Below are 14823 nucleotides of genomic sequence, written 5' to 3' on the forward strand. Positions count from 1 at the left end.
CTTTTAATGCCCTCACAACGCCTATATACATCATATGAAATATAGATATCCTTTCATATTAAAACCCATAACAAACAGCTTTTAAAAGCAATTCTAGGCGCTTTAAGCTAATTCTATCTCGTTTTTGTGTAAAAAAAAAAGAGAAGGACTCCGATCCTTCTCTCCGTATTACTTATAGCACTTCCGCATGTCCATTATAAACAATTCCGCGTGCTGCATCAACTGTTACTTCTTGGCCATTTTTTAAAGTTGCTGTTACGCCGTTTACACCAACGATAACAGGAATACCGATTGATACGCCTACAACAGCTGCATGGCTTGTTAAGCCACCTTCTTCTACAACTAAAGCCGCAGCTTTTTCGATTGCAGGAATCATATCTTTATCAGTGCTTGTTGTAACAAGGATATCACCTTCGTTTACGTTCGCTACAGCTTCAGCAGCTGTTTTTGCTACAACTACTTTACCTTTTGCAGCTTTACGACCGATTCCTTGTCCTTTAGCAATTTCTTCACCAACAACGTGGATTTTCATTAAGTTTGTTGTACCAGTTTCAGCAACTGGAACACCCGCAGTAATCACTACAGTATCTCCAAGTCCGATTAGACCTGCATCCATACCTGTTTGAATTGCTGTATCTAACATTTCGTCAGTTGAAGCTGCGCGCTTCTCAGCCATAAATGCTTGTACACCCCAAACAAGTGCAAGACGACGTCCTACTTGCTCGTCAGATGTTACAGCTACGATTGGAGATTTTGGACGGTATTTAGAGATCATTTTCGCAGTATATCCACTTTCTGTTGGAGCTACGATTGCAGCTACATCAAGAGCAAGTGCTGTATGCGCAACAGATTGGCTAATTGCATCTGTAATTGTTGGAGTGAACTCTTTAATACGTTTTTTGAACATATCTTCATATTGTAATGATTTTTCAACACGTACCGCAATGTTAGCCATCATTGTTACCGCTTCTACTGGGTATTGTCCAGCAGCTGTTTCACCTGAAAGCATGATTGCATCTGTACCATCGAAGATTGCGTTAGCTACGTCACTTGCTTCCGCACGAGTTGGACGTGGGTTACGTTGCATAGAATCTAACATTTGTGTTGCAGTAATAACTGGTTTACCTAACACGTTACATTTTTTAATTAGACGTTTTTGTACTAACGGTACTTCTTCTGGTGGAATTTCTACACCCATGTCACCACGAGCTACCATTAAACCGTCAGAAACTTCTAAGATTGAATCGATGTTGTCGATACCTTCTTGGTTTTCGATTTTTGGTACAATTTGGATGTATTGAGCGTTATGCTCTTCTAATAATTCACGGATTTCTAATACGTCAGACGCTTTACGTACGAATGAAGCTGCAATGAAATCAACTTTTTGCTCGATACCGAAGATGATATCTTTTACGTCTTTTTCAGTGATACCAGGAAGCTTAATGCTTACGTTTGGTACGTTAACACCTTTTTTATTTTTTACAGTTCCGCTGTTAAGAACTTTTGTACGGATGTTTCCGTCAGCTTTTTCGATTACTTCTAGTTCGATAAGACCGTCATCGATTAGAATACGAGAACCTGGGTCTACATCGTCATAAAGACCAGCATAAGATACAGAGAACTTCTCTGCAGTACCTAATACTTGCTCAGTAGAAAGAACTACTTCTGCACCTGTTACAAGCTCAGCTTGTCCGTCTACGAAGTCGTGAGTACGGATTTCTGGACCTTTTGTATCAAGTAAGATACCAACTGTTTTACCAGTTTTCTTTGAAGCTTCACGAATGTTTTTAATACGAGCTCCGTGCTCTTCATGGCTACCATGAGAGAAGTTTAAACGAGCAACGTTCATACCTGCTTCGATTAATTGCTCTAATTTTTCAATACTTTCACTAGCAGGACCTATAGTACATACAATTTTAGTTTTACGCATATTGCACCTCCGAAAATTATGAAACCGTTCCCAAATATCTGACATTACGCCGATTAGATGGATAATTCTTTAGATAATTGATACATATCTTTATCGATTGTATGCTTTTGAGCTAACGCTTCGATAATATCATGATCAACAAGTTTGTTATCTTGAATACCTACACAACGTCCACCTTTACCAGCAATTAACAATTCAACTGCTCTTGCGCCAAGACGACTTGCTAATACACGGTCTTGTGCACTTGGTGATCCACCACGTTGTACGTGACCTAATACAGTTACACGAGTATCAAAGTTTGTTGCTTCTTCAATGTGCTTACCGATGTCAATTGCACTTCCAACACCTTCAGCTACAACGATAATACTGTGTTTTTTACCACGTTCACTACCACGCTTCAGACGAGCGATAACATCATCCATATCATACTCTTCTTCTGGAATTAAGATTGTTTCCGCACCATCAGCTAAACCAGCCCATAATGCGATATCACCAGCGTGACGTCCCATTACTTCGATAACATATGTACGTTCATGAGATGTAGCTGTGTCACGAATTTTATCAATTGCATCAATAACAGTGTTTAAAGCTGTATCGAAACCAATTGTGAAGTCTGTTCCAGGGATATCATTGTCGATTGTACCTGGTACACCAACACATGGGAATCCTTGTTCAGTTAATTTTTTAGCGCCTTGGTAAGAACCATCTCCACCAATAACAACAAGTCCTTCGATACCGTGTTTCTTTAATTGCTCGATACCTTTTAGTCGTACTTCTGGATCTTTAAACTCAGGACATCTTGCTGTATATAATTTTGTACCACCGCGGTGGATAATATCGCCAACAGAACCAAGTTCTAATTTTTCAATGTGACCAGAAATTAATCCAGCGTATCCATGGTAAATACCATATACTTCAATATCATGGAAAATCGCTTTACGAACAACTGCACGAATGGCAGCATTCATACCAGGTGAATCTCCACCACTTGTTAATACACCAATACGTTTCATTTGTACTCACCTCATAAAGATTATTTGCCTTATAATAAAATAACACGAAAAAATATAAAAATACAATGGAGAAGATGTGTCTTTTCATAATAAAAACGTGCATTCGCGAAGTGGAACGCACGCTTTTCTTATTTTATCCAAATGGAAGCGTTTGAAAACGAAACTTGCCCAATTTTCATATATTTTTCATAACGTTTTTCGATTAATTCATCTTTCGAAATTCCGTTTAATTGTTCAAAAGTTTTTCGAATCATTAAATCTATATTTTCTGACTGTTTCAAAATATTACGGTGAGCTCCGCCTCTTGCTTCTGGAATAATTTCGTCAATTACACCTAATTCTTTCAAATCTGCTGCTGTAATTTTCATTGCCTCTGCAGCTTCCTTTGCTTTTCCTGCATCTTTCCAAAGAATTGCCGCTGCACCCTCTGGTGTAATAACAGAATAAGTGGAATTTTCTAGCATATGAATGTAATCTCCTACTCCAAGACCTAGCGCACCACCACTACCGCCTTCACCAATAACGATACAAATAACTGGTACCGTTAAACCTGCCATCTCAAATAGGTTGCGGGCAATAGCTTCACTTTGTCCACGTTCTTCAGCTGCTTTACCAGGATAAGCTCCCTTCGTATCGATGAAACAAATAATAGGACGATTAAACTTTTCCGCTTGTTTCATGAGACGCAGTGCTTTTCGATATCCTTCTGGATGAGGCATTCCAAAGTTACGGCGAATATTTTCTTTCGTATCTTTTCCGCGCTGATGCCCAATTACAGTTACAGGCATCCCTTTATATTTCGCAATGCCGCCGACAATCGCTGCATCATCGCCAAATAGACGATCTCCATGACATTCGAAAAAATCAGTAAATAAGTGCTCAATATAATCGAGCGTTGTCGGTCGTTCTGCATGACGAGCAATTTGAACACGGTCCCATACTTTTAGATTGCCGTATATATCTTCCTCTAAATTTTCTAGCTTTTCTTCCAAAATACGAATCTCCTCACTGAAGTCCATCTGGCTGTTTTTCGTATAGTCTTTCAGTTCACGAATCTTATTTCTTAGCTCAACAACTGGTTTTTCAAATTCTAGCTCTGCCATACAGCCATTTCCCCTCCTTGATGAACTTCTAAAATCTTGCGAAGCGATTCTCTCATATCATCACGATGCACCACCGCATCTAATTGACCATGATCTAGTAAGAATTCTGCCGTTTGGAAATCTTCCGGTAGTTTCTCACGCACCGTTTGTTCAATTACACGTCTACCAGCAAATCCGATAAGTGCACCTGGTTCTGCAAGATTATAATCACCAAGTGAAGCGAAACTCGCTGAAACCCCGCCCGTCGTTGGGTGAGTCATAACAGAAATAAATAATCCTCCTGCATTACTATGCTTTTTCAAAGCTACGCTTGTTTTTGCCATTTGCATTAAACTTAATATCCCTTCTTGCATACGGGCACCACCCGAAGCAGTAAAGATAATAAATGGAACTTGTAAGTCGTACGCCTTTTCAACCGCACGGGCGATTTTTTCTCCTACTACAGAGCCCATGCTCCCCATTCGAAAACGAGAATCCATTACTGCAACAACAACAAGCATGTCATCAATTGTTCCTTCACCAGTTACAACCGCTTCGTTCAATTCAGTCTTCTTACGATCGCTCTCTAGTTTCTCTTCATAACCTGGAAACTCGAGTGGATTTAATGAAACCATTTCTTTGTCATACTCACGGAATGACCCTTCGTCCAATATACTATCAAGACGTTCCCATGCATTCATAGGATGATGATATCCACAATTCACACATACTTTTAAATTTTTTAGAAGTTCTTTCGTATACATGATTTTTTTACATTCCGGACATTTTGTCATAACGCCATCTGGTACATCTTTTCGTACTTGTTCTGAAGGTATTGCAGCGTACTTTTTCTTTTTCACGAATAAATCTCTTAGCACAATTTGACCCCCTTCGTTGAGAGCTAAGGTTAGCGTAAGAAGAAAATGGGGCTAACACCAAAGTTTGATGTTAGCCTTATCTTCTCAATCTGTCTAATAACCTCACTCTTTACGTTTAACTTTAACCGCTACGCGGTAGAATGTTTGTCATAACGTGTCATGGTCATTTCGACAAATTTTATACATTACGAGTGAAACTGTATATTCTCTACTAATTCATCGTAAATTTTTAGTGCATCATTTTCTTGTTTTTCTTCCAAAGTAGCGTAAAGCTTTCTATACATATCGATAGAATCTCTTGAAACTTTACAAGAAAGCGTTGATACGTAATCATTTACGATCATCCAAATGCGATATAGTAAATAATTATCGACTTGTTCAATAAGTGTTTTAAAGAACGTTTGATGAAGCATTGGAATTGAGTTTTCGTTTCCTTCGAGCACTTGATGTAATTTACTTAGCACTTTAGAAAACGTTTCTTTCGGTAAATTACATACAATTCGAATCATATCTTTCTCGAGTAACCGTTTCGTTTGTAATAAATCACGAATTGTTTTCTCATCTTGCAATAAGAACGGAGCAATTAATTGTACAAGACCGTTATCATAAAAGTTTCGAATAAACGTCCCTTCACCACGTCTCGTTTCAATCAATCCTACCAGTTCTAAAGCACGCAATGCTTCTCTTACAGAGGAACGTCCTACGTTTAAGCGTGAACTTAACTCACGCTCAGACGGCAAACGATCCCCCGCCACCAATCCATCCTCTTCCATAATGGAACGGATTTTTTTTACAATTTCGAGATATACTTTTGTATTTGATGATGTCAATGGAAATTCCTCGCTTATTCTTTACCAATCAGCGCTAATTGTTTTGTTTTTTCAGCGATCTCATTTGGATCTACTTGACGGCGAGCTACTCCTGTCTCCATTGCTGCTTTTGCAACGTAAGCCGCTACTTGAGGCGCTACACGCGCGTCAAATGGTGCCGGAATGATATAGTCTGCATTTAACTCATCTTCTGCTACAAGCTCAGCAATAGCCTGTACAGCTGCCATCTTCATTTCTTCGTTAATTTGTGTCGCATGTACGTCAAGTGCACCGCGGAAAATACCAGGGAACGCCAGTACATTATTTACTTGGTTCGGGAAGTCAGAACGACCTGTTCCAACAACAGCTGCGCCCGCTGCTTTTGCCAATTCTGGCATAATTTCTGGAACTGGATTCGCCATTGCAAAAATAATCGCATCGTCATTCATTGTACGAACCATCTCTTCTGTTAATGCACCTTCTGCAGATACACCAATGAATACGTCCGCACCTTGTACAACATCAGCTAAAGAACCTTCTATACGATTCTTATTTGTATATTTTGCAACTTCATCCTTCACCGGATTCATACCTGTAGGACGACCATCATAGATTGCGCCTTTACGGTCACACATAATAATGTCGCGTACACCATAGCGATATAAAAGTTTAATAATTGCAATACCTGCTGCACCTGCGCCATTTGCGACAACTTTAATGTCAGACATTTTCTTTCCAACTAATTTCAGTGCATTTACAAGACCTGCTACTGTTACAATAGCTGTTCCGTGTTGATCATCATGGAAGATAGGAATATTTGTTTCTTTTTTCAAACGCTCTTCAATAATGAAGCAGTTTGGTGCTGCGATATCTTCTAAGTTAACGCCGCCAAAAGTTGGCTCCATTAATTTTACAGTTTCAACAATTTTATCTACATCGTTTGTATTTAAGGCAATTGGGAATGCATCTACACCAGCAAAGCTCTTGAATAATACAGCTTTACCTTCCATTACTGGAAGAGATGCTTCAGGTCCAATGTTACCAAGACCAAGTACAGCTGTTCCATCTGTCACAACTGCTACCATATTTCCCTTCATCGTATATTCATATACCTTACTTTTATCGTCATAAATTTCTTTACAAGGTTCTGCAACCCCTGGAGAATATGCAAGACTTAAATCTTTTGCATTTTCTACTTTTACTTTTGATACAGTTTCTAATTTTCCTTGATGCACTTTATGCATGTGAAGTGCTTCTTCACGAAGTGTTGACAAACTATCCACTCTCCTCAAATTATTCTTGCTGATATCAATTTCTCCAAGTGGTCTGACCACGAACACTACTACTATAATAATCGAAGTGTAGGGAAATTGTCCATTATATTTTCACAACTACATTTTCTTCCCCGACAATTTCACGAAGTGCTCCTAAACATTCTTCACTTGGATGAATCGATAAACTCCGAGATAATTGTACCATTTTATGTTCCTTTTCATAATAAATTAGTACTTTCGCAAAACCTGAATAGTCGAACAATATTTTCGTAACCCGATTTAAAAGCTTTTTCTCATACTGAGATGGCAATTTCACGTAAACAGATGCGTCTTTCTTTTCTTCATAAACATCCATTTCCTCTAGCGGATATAGTCCATTTACAATCCATTGAAGCTTATGATTTCTTAGCTCAATCGTACCGTCAACTAAAACAATTGCTCCTTCTTGCAACTTATCCGAGAAATGTATATACGTTTCCGGGAAGAGGACCGCTTCCATTTCATCATTTTGATCACAGAATGTAATAAATGCCATCTTTTGAAACTTTTTCGTACGAATCACTCTAACACTTGTTATATACACAATCGCTCTTTGTACTTTTTTCTTGTGTCGCATCGCCTGAGCGAGAGATGGAATTTCTAATTCTTTTGCTAACTTCACATACTGCGCTGTCGGATAACTTGATAAATAAAAGCCAAGTGCTTCCTTCTCTTTATTTAGTTGTTCAATAAAAGATAGCTCTTCTCCTTGTACATATTTTGATTTTGGAACAGCATCTCCTAAATCACGTGCGAGATTCGCGTACTCTAACGCCCCTTTAATACTTTTCCATAAATTCGTTCTCGAAACACCAAAATCATCAAAACATCCCGACCAGACGAAAGCTTCTAAATTACGCTCCGTTACGAACTTTGACGGCATACGGAGACAAAATTCAAATAAATCTTCGAACATTTTTTTCTCTCGTTCTTCTAATAATGCCGTCACTGTAGCCATTCCAATATTTCGGATCGAAAGTAAACTGTAACGTATCGCATTCCCTTCTATTTGGAAGTTATAACCACTTCTCTGAAGAGACGGCGGCAAAACGTGAAAACCTTTCCGCTTCGTTTCTCGTATATACTGTACAATCTTATCTTCATTTCCAATTGCGCTTGATAATAATGCCGTCATAAATTCCAGCGTATAGTTCGCTTTCAAATAGGCAAGCTGATATCCAATCATACTGTAAGCTACAGCGTGACTTCGGTTAAAACCGTAATTCGCAAATCTTACAATTAAATCATAAATTTTCTCTGCGGATGTCTCATTGTATCCATTTCCCAAACATCCTTGGACAAAATGCTTACGTTCCTGATCTAAAATATCACGATTTTTTTTACTCACCGCACGGCGCAGTAAATCTGCTTCTCCAAGCGAAAACCCTGCTAACTTCGATGCAATTTGCATAATTTGTTCTTGGTATACAATGACGCCGTATGTTCTTTCTAAAATTGGCTTTAAATCCGGATGTAAATATTCGATTTTTCTTTTTCCATGTTTCGATTCAATAAAAGTCGGTATCTGTTCCATCGGTCCTGGTCTGTATAACGAGTTAACAGCTACGATATCTTCAAACTCATTCGGTTTTAACCCGCGAAGTACATTTCGCATACCGCCTGACTCAAGCTGGAATACACCTGTTGTATCTCCTCTTCCTAATAATTGGAACGTCTTTTCATCTTGAAGAGGTAAGTTTCTTATATCGATTTCTTTCCCTGTTTTGTTCGCGATAAATTTTATAATATTTTCAAGTAACGTTAAATTACGTAATCCTAAAAAGTCCATCTTAAGCAACCCAAGTTCTTCTAGCGCATCGGCTGGATATTGCGTAACATAAACATCGTTATGTCCTTCTTGAATTGCTACACTGCCTGTTAGCGGTTCTTGACTCATAATAACACCAGCCGCATGAATAGACGTATGACGTGGCAAACCTTCTACACGTTTTGCGATTTCAAACACACGCTCATGCAAAAGATTCCCTTGTATAAACTCACGAAGTGATTGTGATTCTTCATATGCATCTTTTAATGTTATACCAAGCTTTGATGGGATAAGTTTTGAAAATATATCAATATCTCGCGGCGGAAGCCCCATTACGCGGGCAATGTCTCTAATTGCCGCTTTTGCTGCAAGCGTACCAAACGTTACAATTTGCGCAACACGGAGCTGACCGTATTTATCTTTCACATAGCGAATCATCTCATCACGTCTTACGTCTGGAAAATCAATATCAATATCGGGAAGCGTCACACGTTCAGGATTTAAAAACCTTTCAAATAATAGATCGTATTCAATTGGATCAATATCTGTAATTTCTAATACGTATGAAACGAGTGAACCAGCTGCCGATCCACGACCTGGTCCTGTTAGAATATAATTTTCATGTGCATACTTCATAAAATCCCATACGATGAGGAAATAATCACTAAATCCCATACGAGAAATAACATTTAATTCATGATCCAAACGCTTTATATGCACTTCTTTCGGTTCACCATATCGTTTCCGCAAACCTTCTTCACAAACACGACGCAAGTATATATCACTCGTTTCATTAGACGGAACAGGAAACTTCGGAAGTTGATTTACATGGAACGGTATTTCTACTTGGCAACGCTCTGCAATTTTTATTGTATTTTGGATTGCTTCCGGCGCATGGGAAAATAGTGCTTCCATTTCATCCGATGACTTTAAATAATACTGATCTGTTTTCAGCCTCGGCCTATCTGGATCAGTCATTTTCGTTCCACTTTCAACAGATAGTAAACATTCGTGAACAAGCGCGTCACTTTGATTGATATAGCGCACATCATTTGTTGCAACGACTGAAATATTAACCCTACTAATAAATTCAGGTAGTTTCTCTTGTAAAAGCAACTCATCTTGAATCGCATGATGCTGCAAACTCATATAAAAATGGCCGAACATATTTTGATACGTGCGAGCTACTTCTTCAGCCTGACTCTCATTGTCTTCTAGTAATAATTGCTCAATTTCGCCATCTTTACCTGGTGAAATAGCAATTAATCCTTTCGCATAATGCGCAAGCCACTTCTTAGGAATACCTTCTTTGGACTTTGTCATAATACTGCTAGAAATCTTTAATAAATTTTGGTAGCCTATTTCATTCTCAGCAAGTAATACAAGCGGATAAGACCTTTCTTCTTCTTCACTAAAAATAGAAGCGGTTAATCCAATAACAGGCTGTATACCATGTTTCTTACATGCTTTATAAAACGGAATAACACCATACATAACATTTTCATCCGTAATAGCCAGCGATGAAAAACCAAGTTCTTTCGCCCTGACTACAAGCTCATCAATTTTACAAGCACTTTTTAATAAACTAAAAACGGTTTGACATTGTAAATGCACAAACTTCACTGTTGTACCCTCTCTTTACCTATTTGACTACTTTTATTATAGGTGATGAGGAAAGCGGAAATCAAAACATACTTCTTATACTTTGTCCATATATATGAAGAAGAAAGGGGAATGACGATGGATGTAAGAGAACATACTTTTTTCTCTCTGCTTATTATTAGTTATTTTATTGCCTTTGGGGTTATACTTGGCGGTTCATTAATTGGTGGATTTGGTGCGTTTCTTATTGGAAAACCAGCTCTAACTTACATTAATCAATTCGCCCAAAATTTAAGAATTTGGGCACTCGTTGCAGCAATCGGCGGAACATTCGATACCTTTTATAGCTTTGAAAGAAGTTTCTTTGGCGGAGATATGAAAGATATCGTAAAACAAATTCTCCTTATTTTTTTCGCAACTGGTGGTATGCAAACAGGTCTCATTATTATTAAATGGCTAACGCAGGAACATGTATGAGAGTACCAAGTGCTAATACAGCAAAAAGATGGTACTTAGTATTAGCTGGGGCTGCTGTTGGAGGCGTTTTGAGCTGGTTTATTTTTTTGTACATATACGGTGTTTTTCAAGAAGAACAAGCTAGTAAAATAGCAGAACAAAGAGAAATTATAGAAAAACAAGAAGCAAAGCTCCACGTCCTTCTCGAAGATCAAGAAAAATTGAACACTGAAAATAAACGGCTCTTAACCATTCAAGAGATTAAAATAAAACTTATCAATCGAGAAAAATACGATTTAGACAATCTCACACTCGAAAATATGACTACATCTATCCATAATGATCTCCAACATCTTTTAACGAAAAACATTCAAAGTATCGCAAAAAATAAAGACCTACTTAAAAAGGTAATCGAAAATAAAACGTACAAACATTACGATCGGCTATACCGTTTTAAAGTCGATACAATATCTTTTGATACAGTGCTTGAAATTAGCATTACTATAGAGAAAGAAAAATAAAGAAGGAGGGCTTTAGCACCGCTCCTTCTTTTCGTTCTAACATATAGTCTCTTATTTACAAATCTCACGTAAATCAGCAAAAAGACGATCCGCTTCTTCCCAAGAAGATGCCTTCGCACCAGAAGCCATCGGATGCCCCCCGCCGTTATATTGCATTGCTAATTTGTTTATAACTGGTCCTTTTGAACGAAGACGAACACGAATTACGTCGTCTTCCTCTAAAAATAGAACCCACGCCTTTAATCCATCAATATTGCCAAGCGCTCCAACAACACCAGATGCTTCAGAAGGAAGTACATCAAACTCTTCTAATACTTCTTTCGTTAATTTAATGTAAGCTGCTCCTTCTTCTACCATCGTAAAGTTTTGTAAAATATAACCGTTTAAACGAGCAATTTTTTCTTTTGTCTTATACATTTCATTGTATAAATCTGTGAATTTCACACCCATATCAACAAGCTCACTTACGTAACGAAGTGTTTTTGCTGTCGTATTTGGGAATAAGAAACGACCTGTATCTCCAACAATTCCTGCTAAAATAAGGCGAGCTGCTTCTTTTGTTATTTTTAATCCTTTATCTTTTCCATAGTTATAAAACTCATAAATCATCTCACTTGTAGAACTCGCTGTCGTATCTACCCACGTAATATCTCCATATGGATCTTCATTTGGATGATGATCAATTTTAATTAACATCTTCCCTTTTGTATAGCGTTGATCGTCAACACGTTCTTGATTCGCAGTATCACAAACAATAACAAGCGCATTTTCGTATACACTATCTTCAATATCATCCATTACTCGTAAGTATGCTAGTGACGGTTCATTGTACCCAACCGTATAAATATTTTTCTCTGGAAACGATTCTTGTAGAATTGTACCAAGACCACCCTGTGAGCCTAACGCATCTGGATCCGGACGCACGTGGCGATGAATAATAATTGTATCAAACTCTTTAATTGCTTCTAAAATTTGCTCATGCATATGTATAATCTCCTTTTTAATCAACTTCTTCACTTTATCCTCCATTATAACGGAAAGTATTTCATACATGCGAACAATTGCTTTATAATAAAAGTTAGAAAGTTTAGATATTTCTTTTTCTTTTCTATTATTTTTCATAAAGCGATGGGAGTGTTCACTATGCCAGTATTAGTCTTCTGTATTATCGTCTCATTTATGTTGTACCTCTTTTACAAAACAAAATACTTTCGTACAAACCGCCCAATGGAGAAAGGTTGGCTCTCAGGAAAATCCGCAATGGCACTCGGTTCATTCGTTTTATTTTTCGGGATAAACCAATTCTTTTTAGAACTTTCAACCGCTCGTATTATCGTTGGTGTTTTATTCGTTCTATTTGGTAGTGCAAGTGTATTTAACGGGTTTCGCCAATACAAACATTTCTTGCCATTAGCAGTTAAAGAAGCCGAAGTCTATGAAGCAACATAAAAAAGCATCAATATTGTGATGCTTTTTTATGTTGCTTAACTTTCAAAATCATATATGCAACAAACGCAGATGGTATATTAAATGGGTTACCTTGTACATGAAAATGTAATTGTTCTTCTTCAAAAGACATTTTTTCATATAGCTCTCGCTGAGATAATCCTGTCTTTTCCTTTTTTTCATGTAAACCTTGTAAATATAAATATTGAATAGGTATCATTACAAGAAAGTAAAATAATGCGATACTACCAAAAAAAAGTACGGCTGACGACATAATGCATACCACCTTTCGTAATTCCATTTTCTTACAATATAATCATAACACAATATACAACTGAATTGAATTATTATTCTGTCTTTTCTCACGTTACTTTTCCACTCCATCCCATACATATTTCACTAAAACTCCCATCTAAAATCATGCCTTTCAAATTTAAAACAACAAAAAAGATGGAACAAATCAAAACGATTTGTTCCATCTTTTTATTTATCGATTAACTGAACCATAAGTAATGCTTTTCCAACAACATTACCTTCATGATGCACCTCTACATCGACCTTACCAAATTTACGTCCAATTTCTAATACTTTCGGATGAACAGATACAACATTATCAATTTGAACCGGCTTTACGAAATAAATCGTTAAGTTTTCAACAATTAAATCGCTTTTCTTTTGCGCACGAATGACGCGATTTGTCGCTTCTGTCACAATTGTTGCAAATACACCGTACGATAACGTCCCGATTGAGTTCGTCATTTGCGGCGTCACCGAAAATTGATATAGATGCTCATTCTTCGCTTCTTTTGGTGTCATAAATTGATTCGTTACAATATCATCAATGGTTTCTCCAACTTGTGGCTGACGTTGAATCATTTGCAGTGCCTGAAGTACATCTTGACGGCTAATAATACCTTGCAGTTTGTTTCCTTCCTCAACGACAGGAAGTAATTCAATTCCTTCCCACACCATCATACGTGCCGCAGCTGCGACAGACATTTTACCGTTCACTGTAATTGGGTGCTTTGTCATTACTTTATCAATTGGTGTTTCTTTCGCTACTCCGATCATATCTTTTGAAGTTACGATTCCTAGCACTTTGTTACTTTCATCAACAATCGGATACCTTCCGTGCATTGTCTCTTCGTTATATGCATGCCATTGCTGTACTGTATCACTCGGCTTTAAATATAACGTTTCTTCAATTGGCGTTAAAATATCTTCAACGAGTACAATTTCTTTCTTAATAAGCTGATCGTAAATCGCACGGTTAATTAACGTTGCGACCGTAAATGTATCGTAGCTACTTGAAATAATCGGCAGCTTTAATTCGTCTGCTAATTTCTTCACATGATCTTCCGTATCAAATCCGCCCGTAATTAATACAGCGGCTCCAGTTTCTAATGCTAATTGATGTGCATTCGTACGGTTACCAATAATGAGTAAATTCCCAGCTTCTGTATAGCGCATCATCGCTTCTAATTTCATAGCTCCGATTACGAATTTATTTAATGTTTTATGTAGTCCTTCTCTGCCCCCAAGTACTTGACCATCGACAATGTTAACGACTTCTGCATATGTCAGTTTTTCGATATTCTCTTTCTTCTTCTGTTCAATTCGAATTGTTCCGACACGTTCAATTGTACTAACATATCCTTTATTTTCTGCATCTTTAATTGCACGGTAAGCTGTCCCTTCACTTACACTCAAATCTTTCGCGATTTGTCTTACAGAAATTTTATGGCCTACTGGCAGGCTATTAATATGTTCTAAAATTTGGTTATGCTTGGTAGCCAAATGGTTTCACCATACTTTCTTTTCCCTAAATTCTTCATGTGTTGTACTTTTAGTATACTATATTTTCAAAACTGTTACACTCTCTCTTTGCATACCTGTACTATTTTTTTTATAACAAAATGTCTCTTGCATTCCACCATTCATTCTATTACAACAATGTAATGCTATTGTCATCTCATTCGATAGTTCGTACACTTGATTACTTATA

13 protein-coding genes are annotated in these 14823 nt (G+C 37.5%); 3 read left to right on the forward strand and 10 right to left on the reverse strand.

Translation table 11 applies throughout. The annotated features are described in order from the left end of the window. Positions 1–172 precede the first annotated feature (172 nt). The 7 genes from pyk to dnaE all read right to left on the reverse strand — a co-directional run bounded on the left by pyk (position 173) and on the right by dnaE (position 10416). Positions 173–1930, reverse strand: a complete 1758-nt coding sequence (pyk, locus tag MKY21_RS23095) for a pyruvate kinase (RefSeq protein ID WP_001232673.1) — start codon at positions 1928–1930, stop codon at positions 173–175. Positions 1931–1983: 53 nt separating this feature from the next. Beyond that, a complete protein-coding gene (gene pfkA / locus MKY21_RS23100; RefSeq protein WP_000821157.1) occupies positions 1984–2943 on the reverse strand; it encodes a 6-phosphofructokinase in 960 nt (319 codons plus the stop codon). Between the two features lie 128 nt (positions 2944–3071). Beyond that, positions 3072–4046, reverse strand: coding sequence for an acetyl-CoA carboxylase carboxyl transferase subunit alpha (gene accA, locus MKY21_RS23105; RefSeq protein ID WP_000818804.1), 975 nt, complete (start codon positions 4044–4046; stop codon positions 3072–3074). After that, on the reverse strand, positions 4034–4903 hold the full coding sequence (gene accD, locus MKY21_RS23110; RefSeq protein ID WP_000942856.1) for an acetyl-CoA carboxylase, carboxyltransferase subunit beta: 870 nt from the start codon (positions 4901–4903) through the stop codon (positions 4034–4036). Before accD ends, accA begins: the two co-directional genes overlap by 13 nt. Positions 4904–5088: 185 nt before the next feature. Further along, positions 5089–5733: a FadR/GntR family transcriptional regulator gene (locus MKY21_RS23115; protein ID WP_000204439.1), complete on the reverse strand. Its 645-nt coding sequence runs from the start codon at positions 5731–5733 to the stop codon at positions 5089–5091. Positions 5734–5747: 14 nt separating this feature from the next. Next, a complete protein-coding gene (locus tag MKY21_RS23120) occupies positions 5748–6956 on the reverse strand; it encodes an NAD(P)-dependent malic enzyme (protein ID WP_161508111.1) in 1209 nt (402 codons plus the stop codon). A gap of 133 nt (positions 6957–7089) precedes the next feature. Next, entirely contained in the window at positions 7090–10416 is a 3327-nt protein-coding gene (dnaE, locus tag MKY21_RS23125) for a DNA polymerase III subunit alpha (protein WP_000673736.1), read from the reverse strand. A 42-nt stretch (positions 10417–10458) separates the two neighbouring features. Here dnaE and MKY21_RS23130 point away from each other — a divergent pair, with 42 nt between their 5' ends. Both MKY21_RS23130 and ytrI read left to right on the forward strand, forming a co-directional pair. Next, positions 10459–10872, forward strand: coding sequence for a YtrH family sporulation protein (locus MKY21_RS23130; protein WP_002005839.1), 414 nt, complete (start codon positions 10459–10461; stop codon positions 10870–10872). Next, positions 10869–11372, forward strand: coding sequence for a sporulation membrane protein YtrI (ytrI, locus tag MKY21_RS23135; protein WP_001265736.1), 504 nt, complete (start codon positions 10869–10871; stop codon positions 11370–11372). The genes MKY21_RS23130 and ytrI overlap by 4 nt, the downstream gene beginning before the upstream one ends. 51 nt (positions 11373–11423) lie before the next feature. Here the strand turns inward: ytrI and MKY21_RS23140 are convergent, their stop codons facing one another. Continuing rightward, entirely contained in the window at positions 11424–12356 is a 933-nt protein-coding gene (locus MKY21_RS23140; protein WP_033683965.1) for a DHH family phosphoesterase, read from the reverse strand. Between the two features lie 159 nt (positions 12357–12515). Between MKY21_RS23140 and MKY21_RS23145 the strand changes: the two genes are divergently transcribed. After that, complete coding sequence (locus tag MKY21_RS23145; protein ID WP_001144776.1) at positions 12516–12821, forward strand: YtpI family protein; 306 nt, start codon at positions 12516–12518, stop codon at positions 12819–12821. 7 nt (positions 12822–12828) lie between these two features. Here MKY21_RS23145 and MKY21_RS23150 read toward each other — a convergent pair whose 3' ends face one another. Continuing rightward, positions 12829–13092, reverse strand: coding sequence for a DUF3949 domain-containing protein (locus tag MKY21_RS23150; protein WP_000093044.1), 264 nt, complete (start codon positions 13090–13092; stop codon positions 12829–12831). A 209-nt stretch (positions 13093–13301) separates the two neighbouring features. Then, a complete protein-coding gene (locus tag MKY21_RS23155) occupies positions 13302–14615 on the reverse strand; it encodes a CBS domain-containing protein (RefSeq protein WP_000201580.1) in 1314 nt (437 codons plus the stop codon). Positions 14616–14823 lie beyond the last annotated feature (208 nt).

Origin of the sequence: Bacillus sp. FSL R9-9497 (assembly GCF_038005805.1) — a bacterium.
Taxonomy (GTDB): Bacteria; Bacillota; Bacilli; order Bacillales; family Bacillaceae_G; genus Bacillus_A; species Bacillus_A cereus.

Bases quoted from the DNA above. Each gene is read 5' to 3' on its own strand.
- pyk (WP_001232673.1), bottom strand. From the start codon at position 1,930: ATGCGTAAAACTAAAATTGTATGTACTATAGGTCCTGCTAGTGAAAGT.
- pfkA (WP_000821157.1), bottom strand. From the start codon at position 2,943: ATGAAACGTATTGGTGTATTAACAAGTGGTGGAGATTCACCTGGTATG.
- accA (WP_000818804.1), bottom strand. From the start codon at position 4,046: ATGGCAGAGCTAGAATTTGAAAAACCAGTTGTTGAGCTAAGAAATAAG.
- MKY21_RS23120 (WP_161508111.1), bottom strand. From the start codon at position 6,956: ATGCATAAAGTGCATCAAGGAAAATTAGAAACTGTATCAAAAGTAAAA.
- ytrI (WP_001265736.1), top strand. From the start codon at position 10,869: ATGAGAGTACCAAGTGCTAATACAGCAAAAAGATGGTACTTAGTATTA.
- MKY21_RS23140 (WP_033683965.1), bottom strand. From the start codon at position 12,356: ATGCATGAGCAAATTTTAGAAGCAATTAAAGAGTTTGATACAATTATT.
- MKY21_RS23145 (WP_001144776.1), top strand. From the start codon at position 12,516: ATGCCAGTATTAGTCTTCTGTATTATCGTCTCATTTATGTTGTACCTC.
- MKY21_RS23150 (WP_000093044.1), bottom strand. From the start codon at position 13,092: ATGTCGTCAGCCGTACTTTTTTTTGGTAGTATCGCATTATTTTACTTT.